21 protein-coding genes are annotated in these 21,208 nt (G+C 50.0%); all 21 read right to left on the bottom strand.

Going from position 1 to position 21,208, the window contains the following annotated elements; all coding sequences use genetic code 11:
- Positions 1–6,998: hypothetical protein (locus JK216_RS15275; protein WP_212715388.1), on the bottom strand; the 6,998-nt coding region annotated here is incomplete at its 3' end.
- A gap of 51 nt (positions 6,999–7,049) precedes the next feature.
- A complete protein-coding gene (locus tag JK216_RS15270) occupies positions 7,050–7,661 on the bottom strand; it encodes a tail assembly protein (protein ID WP_212711280.1) in 612 nt (203 codons plus the stop codon).
- A complete protein-coding gene (locus tag JK216_RS15265) occupies positions 7,654–8,367 on the bottom strand; it encodes a C40 family peptidase (protein ID WP_212711279.1) in 714 nt (237 codons plus the stop codon). The genes JK216_RS15270 and JK216_RS15265 overlap by 8 nt, the downstream gene beginning before the upstream one ends.
- Before the next feature lie 2 nt (positions 8,368–8,369).
- Positions 8,370–9,107 (bottom strand): phage minor tail protein L, encoded by a 738-nt coding sequence (locus JK216_RS15260; RefSeq protein WP_212711278.1) that lies wholly within the window; start codon positions 9,105–9,107, stop codon positions 8,370–8,372.
- 52 nt (positions 9,108–9,159) lie between these two features.
- Complete coding sequence (locus JK216_RS15255; protein ID WP_212711277.1) at positions 9,160–9,501, bottom strand: phage tail protein; 342 nt, start codon at positions 9,499–9,501, stop codon at positions 9,160–9,162.
- A complete protein-coding gene (locus tag JK216_RS15250; protein ID WP_212711276.1) occupies positions 9,501–11,933 on the bottom strand; it encodes a phage tail tape measure protein in 2,433 nt (810 codons plus the stop codon). The genes JK216_RS15255 and JK216_RS15250 overlap by 1 nt, the downstream gene beginning before the upstream one ends.
- A 206-nt stretch (positions 11,934–12,139) precedes the next feature.
- Complete coding sequence (locus tag JK216_RS15245; protein WP_212711275.1) at positions 12,140–12,415, bottom strand: phage tail protein; 276 nt, start codon at positions 12,413–12,415, stop codon at positions 12,140–12,142.
- Between the two features lie 32 nt (positions 12,416–12,447).
- On the bottom strand, positions 12,448–12,798 hold the full coding sequence (locus JK216_RS15240; RefSeq protein WP_212711274.1) for a phage tail assembly chaperone family protein, TAC: 351 nt from the start codon (positions 12,796–12,798) through the stop codon (positions 12,448–12,450).
- A gap of 39 nt (positions 12,799–12,837) precedes the next feature.
- Positions 12,838–13,329, bottom strand: coding sequence for a phage tail tube protein (locus tag JK216_RS15235; protein ID WP_212711273.1), 492 nt, complete (start codon positions 13,327–13,329; stop codon positions 12,838–12,840).
- Between the two features lie 55 nt (positions 13,330–13,384).
- Positions 13,385–13,750: a DUF3168 domain-containing protein gene (locus tag JK216_RS15230; RefSeq protein WP_212711272.1), complete on the bottom strand. Its 366-nt coding sequence runs from the start codon at positions 13,748–13,750 to the stop codon at positions 13,385–13,387.
- Positions 13,747–14,232, bottom strand: a complete 486-nt coding sequence (locus tag JK216_RS15225) for an HK97-gp10 family putative phage morphogenesis protein (RefSeq protein ID WP_212711271.1) — start codon at positions 14,230–14,232, stop codon at positions 13,747–13,749. The genes JK216_RS15230 and JK216_RS15225 overlap by 4 nt, the downstream gene beginning before the upstream one ends.
- Positions 14,225–14,575, bottom strand: coding sequence for a phage head closure protein (locus JK216_RS15220; RefSeq protein ID WP_212711270.1), 351 nt, complete (start codon positions 14,573–14,575; stop codon positions 14,225–14,227). Before JK216_RS15220 ends, JK216_RS15225 begins: the two co-directional genes overlap by 8 nt.
- Before the next feature lie 2 nt (positions 14,576–14,577).
- Complete coding sequence (locus JK216_RS15215) at positions 14,578–14,784, bottom strand: hypothetical protein (protein WP_212711269.1); 207 nt, start codon at positions 14,782–14,784, stop codon at positions 14,578–14,580.
- A 69-nt stretch (positions 14,785–14,853) separates the two neighbouring features.
- Positions 14,854–15,147 (bottom strand): head-tail connector protein, encoded by a 294-nt coding sequence (locus tag JK216_RS15210; RefSeq protein WP_212711268.1) that lies wholly within the window; start codon positions 15,145–15,147, stop codon positions 14,854–14,856.
- Between the two features lie 78 nt (positions 15,148–15,225).
- Complete coding sequence (locus JK216_RS15205) at positions 15,226–16,458, bottom strand: phage major capsid protein (RefSeq protein ID WP_212711267.1); 1,233 nt, start codon at positions 16,456–16,458, stop codon at positions 15,226–15,228.
- 9 nt (positions 16,459–16,467) lie between these two features.
- Positions 16,468–17,067, bottom strand: coding sequence for an HK97 family phage prohead protease (locus JK216_RS15200; RefSeq protein WP_212711266.1), 600 nt, complete (start codon positions 17,065–17,067; stop codon positions 16,468–16,470).
- Positions 17,060–18,274 carry a phage portal protein gene (locus JK216_RS15195; RefSeq protein WP_212711265.1) on the bottom strand — a complete coding sequence of 405 codons (1,215 nt, stop codon included), beginning with the start codon at positions 18,272–18,274 and terminating at the stop codon, positions 17,060–17,062. The genes JK216_RS15200 and JK216_RS15195 overlap by 8 nt, the downstream gene beginning before the upstream one ends.
- The gene (locus tag JK216_RS15190) at positions 18,264–18,425 is read right to left on the bottom strand and encodes a hypothetical protein (protein ID WP_212711264.1); all 162 of its coding nucleotides are present in this window, start codon (positions 18,423–18,425) and stop codon (positions 18,264–18,266) included. The genes JK216_RS15195 and JK216_RS15190 overlap by 11 nt, the downstream gene beginning before the upstream one ends.
- Entirely contained in the window at positions 18,422–20,155 is a 1,734-nt protein-coding gene (locus JK216_RS15185) for a terminase large subunit (protein WP_212711263.1), read from the bottom strand. Before JK216_RS15185 ends, JK216_RS15190 begins: the two co-directional genes overlap by 4 nt.
- Entirely contained in the window at positions 20,152–20,646 is a 495-nt protein-coding gene (locus JK216_RS15180; protein ID WP_212711262.1) for a phage terminase small subunit P27 family, read from the bottom strand. The genes JK216_RS15185 and JK216_RS15180 overlap by 4 nt, the downstream gene beginning before the upstream one ends.
- A 149-nt stretch (positions 20,647–20,795) precedes the next feature.
- Positions 20,796–21,146, bottom strand: a complete 351-nt coding sequence (locus JK216_RS15175) for an HNH endonuclease (RefSeq protein WP_212711261.1) — start codon at positions 21,144–21,146, stop codon at positions 20,796–20,798.
- Between the last annotated feature and the right edge of the window lie 62 nt (positions 21,147–21,208).

The following is a 21,208-nucleotide window of genomic DNA, read 5'->3' as shown; positions in this document are numbered from 1 at the left end:
CTGTTATTCAACTGAGTAATATCGCTCCCCTGAGAGGTTATCGTATTACCCTGCTGCGTCACCTTGTTGCTAAGAGTGTTAATCGCAGATGCATTTGCGAGTGTTGCGGCACTTCTGCGGGTGATACGAACAGCCCAAAGCATGAGGTCATTGCCGGATGGAACCGCCTGACCTGGCTGAAGGTATGCAGTATTGGCCCCGGACGGAACAGTGACTGACCCACTGACTGACTTATGCTCTGTCGCTGCATAGTTATCGGTGGAGAGATTTACAGTCCTGTTCGTAAAGCCATCACCATCGAACCTGATTTGCCATGATATTCCACTTGCTGCCAGACTCATTCTGGCAATCAAATTGACATCTAAGATATCACCCTCTAATACCGAAAACTTCGGAGTCGTTGGGTTATAACCACTTGACGATTGAACATAGGGCTGACCATTCATAGAGCCAAGCTTTTGATAGCTCCACCCCTGAGCACTACTCAGCATATCCGGGTTAGGCACAAGGTTATCCCCGGCGCTGATGCTGGAAGACAGGACAGTTAATTGCTGACCTTGAGCTGTCAGGTGGCTCCCCTGCGCCTGCACGTTATTGCTAAGGTTACTCAGCGCACTGGTATCTGCCTTAGTCGCCATGTCCTTATTAGTCTGCGTAAGGCTGTTACTCAGGTTGGCGATCGCCGTCCCCTGCGAGCTGATGGTGCTGCCCTGTTGAGTGACCGTGTTACTCAGGCTGTTCAGGGCAGAAGCGTCAGCCTTTGTTCCCACAGATTTGTTTGTCTGTGTCAGACCATTATTCAGCTGAGTGATCGCGTTACCCTGGGAGGTGATGGTATCTCCCTGAGTTTTTACCGTGCTATTAAGCGTGTTAATTGCTGATGAGTTTGCGATGGTCCCTGCGTCCCTCCTGGTTATCACAATATTGTATATTGTTAACGAACCGGCCGCGCAGTTCTGATCGGGCTGAAGCAGTCCGGTTGTAACACCATCAGGCACCGTAACGCTCCAGGAAATCGCTTTAATATCCCCCGATTTAAAGTTCTGCCTTGCAGACCCTATACCTTTGTTACTAACGCCAGGGCCATCAAAACGGATAGCGAAGCCTACATTAGTAAAGTTAATATTTGCTTTACACATCAACGACACATCAAGAATATCACCCGGGCTGACCGTAAATTTACCCGCGTTAGGCGACCAGCCACCACCGGCACCGGTAGTAATTGCAGAATAGCCGTTGACAGTAGTCAGCACACCGTTCCAGCCTTGTCCTGCGTTAAGGAACTGCGGGTTAGGCAGAAGGTTATCCCCCGCGGTAATATTCGATTCAAGCGCAGTGACACGCTGCCCTTGGACGCTAATTGTATTACCCTGCTGATTAACAGTGTTGCTCAGATTGTTCAGTGCCGAAGCGTCAGCCTTAGCGGCTACAGTTTTGTTGGTCTGAGATAAGCCGTTGTTCAGCTGGGTGATAGCGTTACCCTGAGAGCTGATCGTGTCGCCCTGACTCTTCACCGTGTTGTTTAGTGTGTTCAGTGCTGATGCATCGGCCTTAGTCGCCACATTTTTATTGGTCTGCGCCAGGTTGTTCTGCAGGCTGGTGATAGAATTACCCTGCGAGGTGAGCGTGTTGCCCTGGCTGGTTACAGTTGAACTCAGAGTGCTGATCGTCTTCGCATTAGCATCAGCTGACTGCTGAGCCTTGTACCCTTCAGTTGCATCACAGACATATACATCATCAACCAGCATTGATGTACCTTGCGTATTGGCTGGCTGTTGCGGAATAGCGAACCAAAGCACACCTTTAATGCTGTCAGCGGGTACGGTGACGTAGCCACTGTATTTCTTCCATGAGATATCCGATGGTAAGTCTGCAATCTTCACCTGAAAACACGTCGACCAGTTGTTTTGTCCGGCGAAATTATTTGTCCATATCCCCACGTTAGCGTAACCATTCTTGCTGGTACTATTCGCGTCATACCTGAACCATCCTTCGACATAGAATACCTGCCCGGGCCTGACGTTAAACCATCCGCCATAATTGACATCATTATTCCCGCCTGAGCCTGTCGGAGCTGTTCTGCGTAACTTAGCGCACTTACTCCCTGAATGGTGCGTCCCGTCAGTAATAAGGCCAACGCCATCCCGTGACTCGGTGAAAGACTCAAAGCCGGGGTCTGTGACGAGATTCCCGCCTTTTGCCTGCTGCTGGCTGAGGCTGTTATTCAGGCTGGTGATAGCGTTGCTTTGCGTGGTTAATGAGTTTCCTTGCTGAGTAACGGTATTACTCAGATTACTCAGTGCTGAGGCATCCGCCTTTGTAGCCACGGTCTTATTGGTCTGCACGAGGTTATTTTGCAGGCTGGTGATCGCATCACCCTGCGACGTTATCTTGTCACCCTGACTTTTCACCGTGTTAGTCAGTGTGCTGAGCGCCGATGAATCGGCCTTAGTCGCCACATCTTTATTGGTCTGCGCCAGGTTGTTCTGCAGGCTGGTGATAGAATTACCCTGCGAGGTGAGCGTGTTGCCCTGCTGAGTTACTTTGTTCCCCAGGGATTGCAATGCATCAGCGCTTGCTGTCTGAACATAGACGAGCGGATTTGATAACCTTGCATTACCCGAACCGTGATAAATCTGTATCTGCGCAGAAGTCGCTCCGGATGGAACGGTTGCTTTACCCACCCCCTGAAACCAGGTATTAATAACGGGCGAATTTTCAACAAATACAGCGAAAGCATTATTGCTAAGATTAGGCCCGTCAAATCTAAATCTGATCATTATGGGGGTGGAAACATTTATCCAGAGATCTGCCGTAACAACTAACACTTGCCCTTCTATAACAGCAAAGTACGCAGAAGATGGAGCATAAGCAGAGTTCGACTGAACGTAACTCCTTACGCTATCTATTCCAGAAGACACAGCTGACCAGCCTGCGGCGTTATTCTGCATCTGCGGGTTAGGGACCAGGTTTGATCCATAAGTTAACTGGCCGGTAAGGCTGGTAATGGCAGCGCCCTGTGATGAGAGTGTGCTCCCCTGCTGGCTGACGGTGTTGTTCAATGCACTGAGTGCAGAAGCATCTGCCTTCGTCGCCACATTCTTATTAGTCTGTGTCAGGCTGTTTTGCAGAGTAGTGATGGAATTACCCTGCGAGGTAACGGTGTCTCCCTGCCGACTGACGGTCTGCTGCAGAGCATTCAGAGCCGTTGCTTCGGCTTTTTTTGCCACGTTGCTGTCAGTGGTGCTGAGGCTGCTATTAAGCTTCGTAATATCTGATGCGTTGGCCTGAGTTGCTGTGTTCAGCGTGTCCAGTGATTTATCTATGTCAGACACACTGCCATCAAGCTTAGTTTCAAGCGCCTGTCTGGCGGTGGCCTCCGCTTTTATCGCGGTAATTCTCAGCTGCTGCTCACTGTAGATAAGGCCGGACGTTAACTGAGAGGCATCACTCCCCGTATATGGCCCGCGGAGCTGAGTGGCCAGCGTGGTCCTCTGCGTTGCCTCGGCGGCATCCGCATTCACACGCGCTGCCTGCTCACTCTGTAATGCTGCCATCCCGGCCCCCGGTGTTGGCCGGCCAACAGCAATCCAGTCATACTCAATGTAATTATTAGCATCAACCGCGGTTGATAAGTCGAAGCGGAACTGGTCAACGGCGGAAACATTGGTCCACGGTACATCATGAAATGTGATCGTTGCTGTATTATTTTCGTCCCATTCAGGCTCTGCAACAGTGACCATATTGGTGTCATTAAATGACCCCTTACTGTCTTTCCACCGTAGCTGCCCGTCCCAATGCAGTGTTCCTGTCTTTCTCAGTCTGACTTTGAGAAATCGGTACGCCGATGAATTGATGTTTAATCCCGCGGGTGAGTTTATATACTCATCACCACTGACCGCCGGACGCATCCAGCCGTCTCTTGAGATAACAGGATCGCCGCCGTGGCTTGTCCATCCCTCGCGGGTTCCGTTGTCGAAATACCAGATATCGAGGGAGTCGAACTGTTCACCGGTACCGGCGGCGACTTTGGCTATCTGCTGAGCAAGGGAGTTATCACCGTTCTGAATCAGCGTTTTCACGGTCGCGATGTCTGCTGTCCGTGAATTCTGCTCATTCAGAAGGGCGTCAGCCCTGGCATGAGCTTCAGCGTTGACAGCATCCGCTCTGTCACTCACCTCCTGTGATATTGCGCTGGCGTTATTCTTATCCGCTGACGCTCTTTGCTGAGCTTCAGCCGCAACAGCAGCAGTTCTGTCCTGTGCTTCCTTAATTATCGCATTCGCGTTTTCCCGGTCCGTGACTGCACGGGCCTCTGCTTCGGCGGCAACAGCCGCGGCAGCGTCTTTCTTCGCGTCTGCCAGCTGCTGATTTACCGCGGAGATCGCACTATCAAGTGAATTTTTGGCGGCAGTACTGGCCCCGGATATCTGAGCATCAACTTTCGACTGTTCCGCTTTATTATCAATCTCAGTAGTCAGGTCTTTAGCTAAATCTGTTTTGCTGATTTCTCCGGAAATATAGCTCAGTACATCGCTGGCACGGGAAGACGACTGCCCGGTCACATAGCCTGTCCACTGGCCTTTATTACCGGCTTTGTCTGTCAGGCGAGCCCGGTACCATCTTGTAACGCCTGCAGCCATTGGCCCGTGCTGATATCCGGCAGCAGGATAAGGTACCTGTGTCAGAAGTTGCGGGTTTTGTCCGTCTGGTGTGGTTGCAACCTGCAGCTCTGTATACGCAGTGTCACCGGCATCATCAGGAAATGTCCATGTCAGACCAATGTCCCATACAACATTATCCGTTGCCTGCAGGTTTAAAGGGGTGCCGGGCTGACCGATTTTTCCTGATAATGCCACACCCTGAGCATAACCCCAGGGTGAGGATATATCCGCCGCGTTGACAGCCCTGACCCGCACATCATAAACACCGGCATAAATTCCCTGTACAGAAAAGCCCTGCGAACTGGTAAGGCCGATATTCACCCAGTCGCCATTATCTTTACGCCACTGTGCCGTGTAGTTAACGGCGCCTTCCGGTTTATCCCATGACGCCTGAAGCGTGGCAACCGTCACTCCCTGCGCAATATGGTCCTGCTCAGTGACTACGATATTCTGCGGCGCACTCATCACACTGGCTGGCGTGACGGTGACCGGTGCCGGCTGAATTTTTACTCCGTCATCAATATAGCGGAACTTTTCCTGGTCATACTGCACCGCGGCGACCGTAAAGGTGCCGTCGCCATTGTCCGTAATCGATGTCACCCGGAATCGCTGTACAGCAAGATTGTCACTGTCGATAACCCACACAGCCCCGGGGACGGGGGGCGTTTTATACGCGGTATTAACCGTCACGGTTTTTTTGTCATCAGCAATACTGGCAATCGTTCGGGTCTGAGAAGTGCCGTCAGGTAAATTCAGGATGAGCCGGTCACCCGCCGCGAAATCAGCCTCTCTGTCGAGAGTGATATGTAAGCCGCTGACTGCTGATATTCTCCCGCCATTTTGTTTTCCGGCGCGGTACGGATCAGCCACACCAATCACTGACGCCGGTAACGGAATATGCCCGTCCAGACCGACACTGAACGAGACTGTCGCATCTTTCGCATTAGAAAGCAGTGCCCAGCGCCCCCGCCGGTGCGCCTCACTCTGTGAGGTACAGCCGATAGCCGTCAGACTCATTTGCTGTACACCATAGCGCTCAACTAACGCAGGGTCATACACTGCCTCGACTGTGTCTGAGTAGTGATTCGCCGGGTCTGAATAACTCACCAGGCAAGATGTATAACGGTTCTTATACGAGCCGCCGGCATAGTTAAACAGCCCGTCAATCACGTTAGCCGCTGCATAAGTCCACTCTGTATCCTCTGCAGGCACATCTGCATTAATGATAACCTGAGAATTTCCCCAGAAAGTCATTCCCCGGAAGATAGCCGCGAAGTCCTGCATCACGGTAAAGGCATCTTCCTGTGACTGCACATAAACATTACAGGTAAAGCGCGGCTCTGTACCGCCGGCCCCGTCCGATACCATTTCATCGCAGTACACCGCGATTTGATACAGACTCCATTTATCAACCATTGAAGCATCAACTCGGTTGCCCATGCCGTAAATCTTATCCAGAATCAGGTCATAGAACACCCATGCCGGGTTATTACTGTAAGCCAGCTTAAAATTACCGGACCAGCTGCCGGAATAAGAGCGTGTCACTGGGTCATAGTTATCAGGGACTTTGATAACTTTGCCTTTCATCTTTACTGTTACTTTCGGTGCGCCGCCAGTGAATTGCTCGGCATTGACCTCTACGTAAAGCAGAGCGGTATTGGGATAACGCAGTTTGCTATCAATCACCTCTGCAAACGAAAAAATTTTAAAGGCATTAACCAGCCTGGTATCTGCAGAGTCAGCAGTAATACGTCTTACACGAACCGCCGAGGATGAGGCTCCGCTGACTAAATCAATACGATGATCCCGCTGATATTCTGAGGTGGTTTTTCCGTCAAACTTACCCTGAACCACCGTCTGATAACTGCCGCCATCGGTAGAGAGATCAATCGCATATTCAGTGACGGTACCCACCATGTCTCCGTTATCTTTGTACTGATACTGAGCGGGTAAGCTGAGTTTAATGCGAATAGCATCAAGCGTGGTATCGGTGAACTGCCGCGTCCAGGGGTTCGCCGTAGTAATAGTCTGTCCGGCAGAGAGCTCGTTATCAATCTCCGGCATCCCCTGAATATATTCCTGGTCCTGCGTGCCCTGCCGAAACTCCCATTTAACCCCGGTAAAGTTATAGCTGCCGTCATTATTCGCAAGCGGAGTATCGTTGAGGTAAATTTGCTGTGCGGTGACCGTACCTTCAGACTCGCCTTCACAGACGGCCAGTAACATTTTTAGTTTTGCCACAGAGAGCAGATTATCAGCCTGCTCAACCGGAGTATGGGCTTTCGCTGCCCCGCCTTTACGGCCCTGTACCGGATAACTTTTAACAAATGACATATTTCACCCATAAAAAAAGGCCACCGAAGTGACCTGACTGAATTCGTTAATTTACTGCTGATCGCCGGAGAAGATCCCCGCACTGATTATCGCCCCGCCCGTCTCACGCTCGCCGTAAAGCAGCGGCACCGGGTAACCCATTGCCACGGTATTGACTGGTGCGCCGAAAGCATAGTTAGGTTTGTTGTCAGCACCGGAGGATGCTCCGACATTCATTTTAGGCTGCGGGGTCAGCATCTGCACCACGCCGCCGAGCGACATAGAGATCCCAATGCCCATCAGGGCAGCGCCTGTGGCTGCAGCAGTGGATGCACTGACGCCTAAAGCAATAAGGCCGGCAGGCGCAAAAAATGCACCGGCAAGTACCGCCGCGCCGATGACCACCTGCAGTAATCCGCCACTTTTCGCGCCCCGGGGGATCGGCTGCAGAGTGTAGGTATCTTCAGACCGCGTAAGGTCAAACCCCTCCAAACCGACATTCGTTCTGCCAGAGAAGAAAGCAAAATGAATACCGTCATGGTGAGCTGTTGCCAGATACTTTTTGAAACCTGTGACCTGTGAGCACATAGCGCGGATCATCTCGTTTAAATCGGCAACATTGAACTGGTGCGTTTTACCGAATTTTTTAGCCGCCCGGCCTTTCAGAATGAGCGTTTTAAGCATCAGGAATATCCTTGTGTCTGACGATACGCACTGTCCGGTCACGGAAGTACTGACCGTAAGGGACACGCGTTGAGAGATTGCCGAGGTTGTGATGTAAAATGAGATTATCGCCGAGACAAATGGCAGCGTGATTGGTGACCGGCGCACCGATTTGCATCATTATCATGTCTCCAGGCTGCGGGTACCGAACTTCGATAAACCCCTCCGCCCGCCAGTTATCCTCGTACCGGTTCTCTTTACCAGCGACCCACCATTCATAGGGTACCGACCAGTTACGCAGCTCTATACCATACTCTCGTTTGTGGTAATCCATAATCAGGGACCAGCAATCCGCATGGCCAAGCACCCACGGCCGCCCGACGTAATCGCGGTCAGTGCGCGGTGAGAAAGTGCAGAAATCACCGTCCGGCCACGACATAATTCCCCACTCCAGACCTGAGTGATCACACTGTATTCTGTCCATTTCTGAAGGGATAAGCGCAGGCACATCCGGATGGGAGTGGATAATCATGATCACCTCCCCCTGCTGCTCTGCTGACCAGTAATCACTCTCGCGCATCACAAACGTGTTCAGCGGGTCACAGGCATCGTTGTGACAAGGGATATAGGTCTGTTTGTTTCCCTTTTGGATAATCACACCACAGGCTTCTTTCGGGTATTCAGCGATAACGTGCTGACGTATCGTATCAAGCAGTTTTCTTCGCATTATTATTTCCCCTGCAGGTTAGCGCCCGGGAAACCACCAAAAGGCAGCGGAGAGCTGGTCCCGAACCGCTGCTTACAATCATCAAGCCGGCCACCACAGATGTCTTTCGACGGATCATTCGTTGCCACGCCATCTTTGGTGAAGTAGTTACTCCCCGTATAATCACAGCCTGTTCCGGATCGGTACCAGCCACGCATACACCAGGTACAGACAGACGTAATCTGGCGCGCCGGTAATTGCAGAGACTGCAGATTGAAAGGTGAGCACAATTCGAAATCTACCTGACTACGTGTTTCCGAGGTTTTAGTGTTGATATAGAAAAGCTGTACGCGCTCTTCGTGAGGGTTGGCATCAGGATTCCCCTTCGCCCAGTTAGCAGCATCGAGATACTTTTTGAATGTGGTATGTATGCGAACCTTTGCTTTGACCATATCATCATATTGCAGGCACAGCGCTGTGACAGAGTTCATCACGTTACCCACTGACAGGGTCGGCGTGGGTTGTGAACCCTCACTGGATACCGCGACGCCTTGCAGCTCATACGGGTGCGGGTCGTACTCATTCCCCTGCCAGATGATCGACGGTAAATTTTCGGCGGCAAATGACTGCCAGCCTGCTTCAGAAATATTGTATGCATGGAAGCGAAGCACTTTATCCATACCAAATTCGGTACCGTCCACTTCAATAAGCTGAACGAGCGAACCAGGCTCCAGGTGTTGTAAGTCGGCTGTAAAGCTCATATTTCACCCATAAAAAAACCGCCCGCAGGCGGCCTGTTGTTTGTTATCGGATTTACGGTGCTACGGCCTCTTCAAATGTGAAGGATATTTCGACCCAGTCACCATAAGTAAAAGAGGGGGCAATCGAGTCAGCCTTAACCCGATAAAGCTTCTTTTCTCCCCAGGGATTAGTCCAGTAAAAGGAATGAACACAATGGCTGCTCAAAAAATTCCGCACATCAATCATCTGATTCGGGCGACCTTTACAAATGAGATCCCAGGTTTCAAGGGGGTTATTCAGGCCAGTTCCGGCGACCTGCCTATAGCCGTCCCCGAATTGTGCGGAGTATGTATTAACCGGCTGTGTGCCTGATGCACCTATACTCACACTGTAATCAAAGATATCCGTAGTCATTATTTCCCCTTGATTGCCCGCCAGAGTGGTGTGCCTTGTTTCATTGCCTGTTCGTTAACTACATTAATCATTGCTGACTGTAATTGCCGGGACATACCATCACTATCAATCGAAGGTCTTTTATTATCAGAGCCAATATTCAGAGTCACCGGTGCAGTGATCTGGAACACTCCACCCGTCGAAACCTGCCCCACCGAAGTTGGTGTATTACTGGCTATTCTGCCAACATATCCACCCTCAGAATATCCGCGCATCATGTTATAAAGCTTGTCCACACCAATTCTGCTAGTCGCCTCTTTAGTAAAAACAAACTCACCTTTGTGTACTATCCCTGCTGGATCATACTTCCCCCCATTTCCTGTAAACCCGCCGCCATCATAGCCGCTATAATTAAGTGATAATCCCATCCCTCCGACAGCAGCATTACTGCCTGCACTCATACCACTGACAGCTGCATTACTGCTTGCACCAATAGGACTGAAACTATTAAAAACCCCGCCAACCAGGCCTGCCAGTGCCTTTTGCATCGATATTCTTGCAATATCGCTTAAAACAGAACGAGTAAAATCCCTGAAATTTGCTTTTCCTGTCAGAACAAAATTTGCCAGCGCATCTGACATACCCTCATACGTTTCCTGCGCAAAAGTCCCTAACTGCTGGTAAAGGTTATTTGACTCATCAGCTGAATTTCTTAAACCGTCACCAAAGCCCAGGAGCCAGTCACCTTGTAAAGCATCTAGTTTTTCATAATAATTTTTTTGGTCGGAAAGTCTCTGATTCATTGCTTCATTTAATGCAGAGGTTTCTTTATCATAAAGATATTTATTACCGTCGTTACTGTACTGCTTATTTAATTCTAATTGCTGACTGTTAAACTCTTGTCGTATTGATACTATTTCTTTTAATTCCCCCCTGGTTTTATCGCCCATGCCGGCCCCAATAAAATCAATATCAAGACCTTTCTTATTATTGAAATTACTTTCCTGAAGCGTGGCAATATAAGCAGTAATTTTCGCATTATCTTCATTGGCTTTTTTCAGCTGATTTAACCGGTCAACCTCCGTAGCCAGCGATTTTAACCGGTCCTGCTGAGCAGAATTCAGCCCATTAAGCTTCCCCGTTGATAACTCAAAAGCAAGCTTTTGCTGCTCAGTGACTACTGCTGTTTTTTTCCCAGTCGTGTCTATCAAAGAAATCTGACGCAGATATGCCTGCTCTGTGCTTTTGAAAGAGTTATCCAGTCTCAGGGCATTGTGATCAGTTTTAGGTTTTGGTGTATTAACTTTCTGATTATGTTCTCCTGCACCAAGTTTATAATCCCCTCCCGAATTAATACCCATGGCAGCGAGTAAGGATCCCATTCCTTTCCCGGCTCCCGGGTTTATATCATCTCCTGCCTTTTTTAAGGCGTTAAGGAAATGTAAGCGTTTCTGGAGAAACTCTAATTCTCCAGGCTGAGCATTCCCGGAGTTCTGAACGTAATCCAGCCTTTTCTGCACATCATTTACATCTGACTGATCATATTTACCGGATATCGCCCGGGTTCTCGACCCAGTGAGTGCAGCTATATTCCCCAGACCCGCAGCCACTTTAGTGACGAAATTTGCCAGATGAAGTGCCCCATCAACAAGATTTGCCATACCATTAAGCGTTTGTGGATCAGTTAATACATTTTGGATGTTTTTTAAAGATTCCTGCATTGGCGACAAATCAATCTGACTTAGTGCAATAGCAAAACGATTCTTAAACCCATCAATATTGTCACTGATATCCTGAAAAACCTGATTAACTCTCAGCAATTTTTCTACGTCTGTATCTTTCGGTGCGATACTTAAATCGGTCGCATTCTGCATCAGGGATTTTAGCTTTTCAGCATTATTATCCAGAAGCGGGGAGAGCTTTGTTAAGTCATTACCCAGAGATTCAAATATATTTGTCTGCTGAGCTTTATTCATACCCTGCATTGCATGGGATATTTCAAGTAACTGTTTATCAGGCGATAACGTCTGAAGTTTCTTTGCAGATAACCCGAGTGTATCAAGTGCCTGTGCAGCCTGCCCTGAATTGTTAAGAACGGCATCCCCGATTTTATCATTCAAATCTTTGAAAATGTCGGAGATATTATCTCCTGACAGCCCCGCCTTTTCAGCGGCATACTGCCACTGCATTAATGCCGACGTAGAAATGCCAAGAGATTTAGCCCAGCGATCAGTTTCCGTGACATGAGCTGATGTTGACTTGATCAGAGATAATGTACCGGCGGAAATCGCTGAAACTGCAGCACCAAAAGCAGTCCCTACTTTAGCGGCATCTTTGATGACATTTTGCCGCCATTTATCCGCTGCCCGTTCAGCCTGGTCCATCCCTTTGACAAAACCGCCAACTTCAGCAATTAAATCTATTGTCAGTGTACCTAGTGATTTCCCAGCCATTATATCTCCAATGAAAAAACCGCCGAAGCGGGCTGACTATTTTACATGGCAGACTTTTGACGATTTCCGATACTCCTTATCGATATCATCTGAAATATCATTGTCTATAGCGAGGGGAGCTGTCGCCTCATCATGCCGGATTAAAAAAGAAACATTAGATATGTTTCCGGAAAAATACCCTCAAAAAAAGACTGCTTATTTTTTCGTTAAATCCACTCTTTTTTCGCCTGGTCAAGGCTTATCCCCTTACCTTTCTGCCTTGCTGATAAATTTGGCGCAAAATCCTCAATCATATAAGGCTGAGTAGCTGCAGATTTATTCACATTAGCCAGGACAGATGAGATCAATGCAGCTCCCCACTCAGTACGCATTACCGGATTTAAACCGCCGGTACGATTTCTATAGTTCAGCCATTTATAATATTCACTGATGCTGATACGTTCCTGGGCTTCTGCAATAGTCCTTCCCCCGATACCATTCATGACAAGTTCACACCAGAACTCATCCTCCGGCGTCAGGTCTTCGCCTTTCCCATATCATTAACTTCCGTGATCGCGAGAAGAAGCGCAATCGTCAGTCCTCCATCGAGCGCACCACGTTCAGGGTCTGATTCTCCGGTAATATCCTGAGGGGTAAATACCGGTACGCCGTTCTCATCACAAATCGACGCTGCAATGCGCCCGGCCACATTATCAATGTGTCCATTCCATGCCAGTACATCAGATTTGGCAGAGAAATAGCCCAGAGGCCGGATAAATACTGTAGCGGTAATTTCCTCATCCCCCTGCTTCCAGATGATTTCTTTTGGTACCGGACGCCCGGTAAAAGCGCCTTTTTCTTTCAAATTATCGATAGTTAGTTTCATTTTTCCTCCAGAGCCCGACCAAAAATCGGGCAGTCGCAATTATGCAGGTGCTTTAGGTACCCAGACGCTGCCGCCGGAACGCTGAATGGTGGCGGATGTACTTACAACCGCATTAGCCTGAAAATCGAATGGGAAATCGGATACATAACCCTGAAAAACAAACCAGGTCCGCGAATCTGGCAGAGTCAGCCCATCAACAGCTTTATCTGCATTTGCCGCTGCTACTGCCGGGGCCGCGCTTCCATCAGACCAGCCAACAGCAAAGGTCAGGATCCTTTCATCGTTGGATTCGGACAACTGATGCAGTGCTATATGGCTGGCATTGACCGGATCAGCATTAAGCGTAACCGTTGCAGATGCAGGAGTCTTAAGCCCTTTTTTATAAGTACGGGAATCACGCTCACTGAGACACGTGTCCTCGATTTGGTCTGCAGGGTTACCCCCCGGCGTGAAACCAGTAATGCATTCCACTTCACTGACAACCCCGGCATTCAGGATGTAAAGCTGGGTACCTTGTGTCACGACTGACATAGTCATTTCCTCAATAAAAAAACCCGCCGAAGCGGGTCTGTGTGTTGTTTGTTGATTAGCGTTTTACAAACCAGTCAATATCAAATGAATAGCGATATTTTCTGGTTTCGGAGTCCCTTTCCTGAGTACCCCATCGTGTAATATATGCCTGCCCTTCAATGGCATCCCGGACTGCTTTCGCTACTGACATTGCCGAAATGGCAGTGTCGGCATAAACATCAACCTGGATACTGAAACTATCAATATCGGGCCGTTCTCCCATGTAGTTTGCAGGTTCCCCGGAAATATTTTGCCAGACCACATACGGATAAACCGGGTTATCGTAATGTTCGCCAAACGGATAAACTCTCATTGGTGATGATCCCAGTAGCGACAAAAGAGCCGGGTCCTGAAAACATACGGTGAATATTGGTGCAATCAATTATCTGCCCCTTTTTTCTGAGCCCGCCTGATAGCCCTGTCAATCCCCCTGTCATATTCACTGACAAAGGTATTAACCACTTCCTGAATACTGGATTCTGCTGCAGGACGCATGAAAGGTTCAGCTTTCATTTTCTCGGTACCAAATTCGAGCAGACGCCAGTGTGGTGTGGGGGCATTTACCCCTTTATCCGGATGTTTCTGCAGAACTGCACCATGCATTACACCAATCCTGAAGCCCAGATTACCGGTACGCTTGAATAATTTACCGTTCCAGCGCATGGCAACATTGTCTGCAATACTACGGCCTGTTGCCGGATCATCTATGCGGGTGGCATTTTGTTTTGCTTTATTCACGATAACGCTACCAGCTTTTCTGAGTGCAGAACGACCACTTTTCCGCTTCAGATCATCCGAGATTTCAGCCAGCTTGCCTTTGAGTGACGCAAGACCATCAATCTTAAATCGGACGTTATCAGCCATCGTTCACACCCTCAGAGCATGGAAGAGTCAGGTATTCAAGCCCGGAGGCCGGATCAGGCAAGACTCCCTCAATATTAAAAATTTTCCCGCGGTAAAGGATCCGGCACTGCCCGGTAATATCATCACGACGACGAATAGTTATCCGTGTTGTAACTTCATTTTGAGATGCCCGGGCACTGATAAACTCCCGGGCTGACAGCGGGTAAACCTCTGCCCAGATAGCCCCATCACTGGCTGACGTGACCAGATTTACCCAACTTTTAATTACTTCACCGGTGAACGGGTCCTGACTGGCCACCGGTTTCTGAGGCACAATTCGGTGCCTGAGCTTTCCGGCATTCACTTTTATGCTCCTCGCGGCGGGCCACTCAGGTACAGACTTGCAGCCGGAACATGATGGCCCTCTTCGGGATCGTCAGCATCACTGACCAAAACATGCACCAGTGCCTGATTGGACTCAGCCAGCCGGTTTATCGCTTCCGCCTGCTCCCGTTGTGCAACTGTCTGTGCCCTGACTGCGGCGATCAGTTCGTCTGCCTGTAATACGTTCATTAGCAACCCTCATCCAGTGTGCCAGCCATTCGCGCCGGCGCTCACAACCTGTACAGGCCATAACCACTCCTATAACGGAATATAACGGTACGGTGCCAGCAGAAGATAAAACCCATCAGGTAATGCCTGTGCCTCCCTGTTCCCGTACCAGAAACCAACCGCCAGTAGTAAAGCCTGTTTTATCTCACCGGCGATCAGCAGACCATCACTATCGGTATCAGGGACTTCATCTGCATAAAGCGTCCGGTTAAGGTAATTCCCGGCCCTGCTTGCAGCCGCAGTGATATAGGCAGTCAGAAGACTGTCCTCTGCATCATCATCTATACGACAATGGAGCCTGACCTCTTCAACGGTCGGTGACATAGCTTCTCCTATGCCCGCCGGAAAGCGGGCACAAAAAAACCGCATTACGCGGCGTTATTAAATCCAGAGTTCAGAGCATCAACCACCCGCTGCCGGTTTACCCACCAGCGCCTTAATCGCTGCTGTATCCTCCAGGATGCAGTCAAAACGGTGGAAGGCCAGAAATGCTGTCTGATCATATTCAGCATAACGCTCAACCAGTCGCTTCAGGGTCATATAGGTAACACGGCGGATAATGAAACGATTAAAATCCCCGCAGAAGATGAACTTTTTACCGGCGGCAATACCGTCAATAGCCTGATCAATAACATACGGAATATTCAGAACCGTAGACGGAGTACCACCGGTAATACTTGGCAACCACAACGGCCGCCCCTGGCCATCTTCCATTTCTTCGATCACCTGCAGCGTACTGTCATTAAAAGCCCAGCGGAACTGAGGTCCGCCACGATAAGCAGGATCCAGAGCATGTTTAAGCGCATTCATCTCTTTCCAGGTGAACGCCGTCGCTGATGCTGTACTCACGGTTCCGGTAACTGAGGTTACCAGACCGGCTGGCTGCTGAGGTGTGCCGGTACCCGTCCCCTGTACCAGGTAATTGGCTTCGCCCCGACCTATACGCTGAGCGATCCGGTTAGCCAGGAAGGCTTCCATATCAACCCCACTGTCCTGCAACAGCTCGTTAGACACCCGGATGATTTTTGATGACAGTTTTTTAGCTCCCAGGGTAGCCGACCCAAACGAAACATCTTCCTCTGAAGCTGCTGTATTTTCTCCTAACAGTTCGCCTTCTTCAGTGGTGCCGTCAGAAGTCGCCCAGTCAATCGGCTGGCCATTGGATGTATTCAGCATCTGCGCCACACTGGCAATACCTCCGTAAGCTTTCATAGCTTCGATGATGATATTGCGCATCTGTGTCGGTACTGTGTACCCCCCTTTTTCGTCCGGCGCAGTTCCCTGGGCGCGAAGCTCACGAAGCGCCTGGCGCTCTTCTGCTGACATCTCCCCCAGGCCGTGACGAAGAAAGCGATCGAATGCTGCAGCACGGCGCTCCTGTGACTGCTTTTCCGGATCCTGATTTTGTTGCTGATGCCGCTGCTCACCTTCCTGATCTTCAATAAAGCTCTGGTCGATATGGCGCAACTCTTCTTCGCGTTTAATACTATCATCCAGCGCATCAAGTTCTGTTTTGGCATCTTTCCATTGCTTACGCTGTTCTTCAGTCCATGAGGCCTCACCGATAGCATCATGCAGCGATCGCATCTGTTTCGCGATGGTGTTACGTTTTTCTTTCATTTCGTGCAGTTTCATAATGCTTCCTTACGCATTGATCAGAGTCAGAAGACGCTCTCGCGCCATTTTTTCATTGATGGCTTTCTGCAACGCGCCACTGTCACGCGCCTCCTGCCAGGCTTTCATTGAACGGACGCCGGAATCAGCATCCTGGTAAGCGGGATAAGTTACCGGGCTGACGTCATACAACCGCGAAAACTGGTTAATCTCCCGGATAACGATCCCCTCATCATCCTCGTACCAGTCGTCGCCATCACGCGCGATACTGAATGCAAAAGACGACTGATTAATGTCCCCCCGTAACATAGGAGCAAGAACCAGATCGCGGATTGTTTGGGTATCAGGGGCATTGATATCGTATTTCAGCCCCCGCTCATCAAGTGATAACTGCAGGGTGCCGGAAGCACTGCGCCCGAGGATAAAGTTCGGGTCATGGTTGAACAGTGCACGAACATCATCTGTCAGTACGCTGTCAAAAGCCCCTGGTTTAATAATTTCTCTGAATCCCCACATAGGCTCGGACCGGCTGTTAAATACCGACCCGTAACCACTGATTTTTGTGCCTCCCTCTGCAGGCTGTTGCGCCCGGACCTCTCCGGAATAGCACCGTACTTCACGGTCACTCATTATTTTTATCCTCATCAGTTTTCGGCGTTACCGTGCTGGCTGCATTTACGCTAACCAGCATTTCATCCAGACCAGCCACAGGGTTCATGTCTTCAAAGGCGCGGGCTTCATTCCGGCTCATCCAGCCATCAGTAATTGCAAAGTGGTAAAAATTGGCACGCTCCTGTGGGGTACCGCGTAACAGGCCAGTAAGATTGAAGCGGACGTAATAGCCGGCGGCCAGTTCTGAGCGGGTGAACAACCGGCGATTAAGCTCCTGCTCCCAGTTGGTCACCCACGGCATGATGCTGTAACGGACAAACTGAATTGCTTGTTGTGTGATATTGCTGAAAGTGGCGCTTTCGAGGTCATTAATCATGTGGGCCGGCACATTAAATATCCCGGCAATCATTGAGCGGTTCAGTTTCGACATTTCAATGATCTGAGCATCAACCGGTGATACGGTCAGTGCCTGATAATCCAACTCAGCCGGTAACAGCATCGTTTTGTTATCCTGACTGCGTAATGCTGCACTGGCCTTTTGCCACATTGTTTTCAGACGCTGCCAGCTGTTGTCATTCAGTTCCTGCTTAACAGACACAATGCCTGCCGGACGCGCATTACCGCCAAAGAAGCTTGATGTGTATTTCTGACCCGACATACCCATGCCGATTGTTTCCGCATGCTGAAGTATCGGGCTGAGCCCCATCTTCTGGTTATTCCCCAGGGCACGGATGTGGATCATATCGTCCGGACTGACTGCAAAAGAACCCTCCTGGTTATAAACACCGTAGGTATACCGGTTGCCGGTCTGCAGCAGCGTAGTTTCCCAGGGCATGCATGCTTCCAGCTCTGTAACCTGCCCACGACGGTCACGCTTAACCCATGTATACCCGTTCCCCCAGCCCAAAATATGACGCTGTTTCAGCTCGCGCCATTTATAACTGGTCTGCCAGACGTTCGGTTCGTCGTGAATAAGGTAAAACACCGGATGATCACGTGCCGGCTCAACCAGATTATTATTCCGACGCATAACATGCAGCGGCATCTGGGCAATATTTGACGCCAGCACATAGATGCAGGAGTAAACTGCTGCCAGCTTCATAGACGTTTCAGGGCTGACATACACATCGGGACCGAAAATTCCGTCAAGATCAGCCGATTCTGACGTCACAGGATTAGCCGGATTCTCCAGAGATTCGGACCGAAATATCGTATCAAACAGCATTTCTCGCCCTCCACGCCGTAAAAACAGCTCCCAGGAGCAAAACGGCCCCCAAATAAATCAGCGCGTCGGCCATTCCGAAGCGCAGCCAGACGCCGGCCGTTGTCAGGCCGATACCCGACAGGCCAAATAAATCGATAATCAGTGATTTCATAGGAATAACAGGTCGTCTTCTGGGTCCAGGCCGGAGAGAAAGTCACGCTGTTCATTTAGCATTGCGCGACCGATCGTCATAATCAGGGCTACTGCCCCGTCAATTTTATTTTCGTTCTGTTCCTTAATCGGACGCACAACATCATCATTACCTGGCAGGTACTTGCCGACTACGTTAGAAATACACCAGGTCATGATCGGGTTGCCGTCATGATGGAAGCGCCCGGAGGCTATAGCTGCCTCCAGCTCTTTCATCGGATCCGACATATTGGTGTAATTCTGGATAATGGTGATTGGCGTCAGTCCCTCATCCGCCAGTTCGTGAGAAATACCGGTGGCGCCGAAGGGGTCTATAGGTGATTCTGAAACCGGATTCAGCTTATTCGCTGTTTTTGCTTCTTCCAAAATATACCGATAGTCAATTTCAGCGCCGTCTGTGACAGTAAGAAAACCCATTTCCACCCATTTCTGGAAGCGCTCAGCTGTCCTGCGATCATCGTTGCTTTCACTGCCATATACTGTGTCATATGGCACCCAGAATTTAGGGCACACAGAGTAATAATGCCGCTTACCGTCAATATCACGGTGAAATAACCGCGCCATACTGTTCATGTCCAGCTTTCTGGCCATGTCGAATGCCAGAACGCAGGGCTGCCCTTCAAAATGATCCAGTGTCAGCGTTTTATCTTCGCAACCATGCCAGTTCACCAGGTTATAAAATGCCTCTCTGGCCGATACCCAGATATTCAGGTGTTTTGTTTTGAATACAGATGCCAGTCGGGGGTTATTTTTAGCCCTCTGCTGCTGACTGAGAAGAAACTCACGGTAAACCGAAACGCCCATGTTCGGATTCGCTTTTTCGAGTACCAGCGGATCAGTCCAGTCCTCGCCCTCGTCCACGGTAAACACAATTCCGAAAAGCTCATCATTCGGTACAGTACCGTTCAGCATCTCTATGACTTCGCGGCGCTTATCGTAACAAGGGCCCTCAATATTATACCCGGCGGTAGTGATAGCCCACATTAGCGGCTGACGCCGGGCCCCCATCCCTGTCAGCATGGTGGTATAGAGTGAGTCTGACGGATGTTCATGGTATTCATCGACTATCGCACAGTGTGGTGATGACCCGTCACCGGGATTCCCGATCAGCGGTTCAAACCGGGCACCGTCTTCCGGCCGGTTCATATTTGATGCGTTAACCTCAATCCCGAATGCCTCCACCAGCAGCGGTGTACGCTTACACATCAGCCTTGCCGGCCTGAAAACCTCCCAGGCCTGTTTCTCTGTTGTCGCTCCGGAATAGACTTCAGCCCCGAACTCAGCATCACAGGTGAAGCAAAATAATGCCACACCGGCCGATATAGCGGACTTCCCGTTTTTACGGGGGATTTCGGTGTACACCTCGCGAAACCTTCGGAGTTTGGACCCTTTATGCACCCAGCCAAAAGCGCTACACACAATAAATAACTGCCACGGTTCAAGCGTGATAGGCATACGCTTATAAGCCCATTCACCTTTAGTGTGTGGGAGCAGCTGGATAAATCGCGCAGCTTTTTCTGCAAGATCTTTATCAAACCGGAACAGGAACTTTTTGCCCTTTTCTTCGGCGAGGTCATCAACATGCCGCTGGCACGCCTGAATGACAAAGCGGCATGCCGGAATTTTTCCTTTCACAATATCCCGGGCGTACTGATTCGCCGCATTCACATTGGGATAGGATTTGCGGCTCATGAGGTGATCATCTTAATAAACGGGTTTTCAGATTTCCCTTTGCCGGCCAGTCCGATAAGACGGGAGCGGGCGCTGGGATCCAGTCCGAGCATGGAGCCGGTGGTGCTCATCTCGGATGAATGTTCTTTCATCGCTGTAAGTTGGGGATTTTTTACCGGGCCACCGGTAGCACCGGTAACCACATGCCCTTCACTGGCTACTTTCAGCACAGCACGGCGCCAGAACTCATACGCAACGCACCAGCGTTCCAGCACAGCCAGATCCGTCACACAAATCAGGCCCTGTCCACAAAGCTCTTTTGTAGTCATCTGCCACATGGTGGCCGCCAGGGGGAGCTCGGCCTCTACAATCCAGTCCGGGACAGCTACGCCTTTCAAGGGCGAGAATACAGGTTCGTCTTTATTGAGGGCCCTTTTGCCCGGGTTGCCCGCTAACTCCTTACGTGCTGTAGGTTTCGGACGCCGCCCGGAACGGCCCGCCGATCCAGCCATAAGCTCTCCGGATTAATTTTGATTTTTCGCGGGTATAAAAAAACGATTGAGGGCGCGGTCCCTAGCGCAAAAGGCCCCAGAGATTTCACCACCCCCCTGTTAAAATTTCGCACCTGATTGGTGCAAATTAATGCAAATGAGAATTAATATCAATTTCTGTTTTCGGTTGCGGTTTTGCGTCGATGGCATGGCCAGCAGAGAGATTGCAGGTTATGGTCAGCATCAGTACCGCCGTGAGCCTTCGCTGTGATGTGGTCAACTGTGGTTGCAGTGACTATCTTTCCCTGCTGCAGGCAGGACTGGCAAAGATGGTTATCTCTCTTCAGTATTCGTGGGCGGATATTGTCCCACTTCGAGCCATAACCACGCTGGTGCCTAGACTTGCCAGCCTGATGCTGCTGCCAGCCCTCATTACGATGCTTTTCGCAGTAACCAGAGCGATCAGTGGTAATGCCGGAGCAACCACGCTTGCGGCATGCACGTGGAATCAGCGCCGGCATGTGTCGACCGGTGAGACGTGGGTTCTGATCGGATCGGTTGGTAAATCTATTCTGACTGGATT

Source organism: Tatumella sp. JGM94 (assembly GCF_018257595.1).
Classification (GTDB): domain Bacteria; phylum Pseudomonadota; class Gammaproteobacteria; order Enterobacterales; family Enterobacteriaceae; genus Tatumella; species Tatumella punctata.
This window is presented reverse-complemented; position numbering and strand designations above follow the sequence as displayed.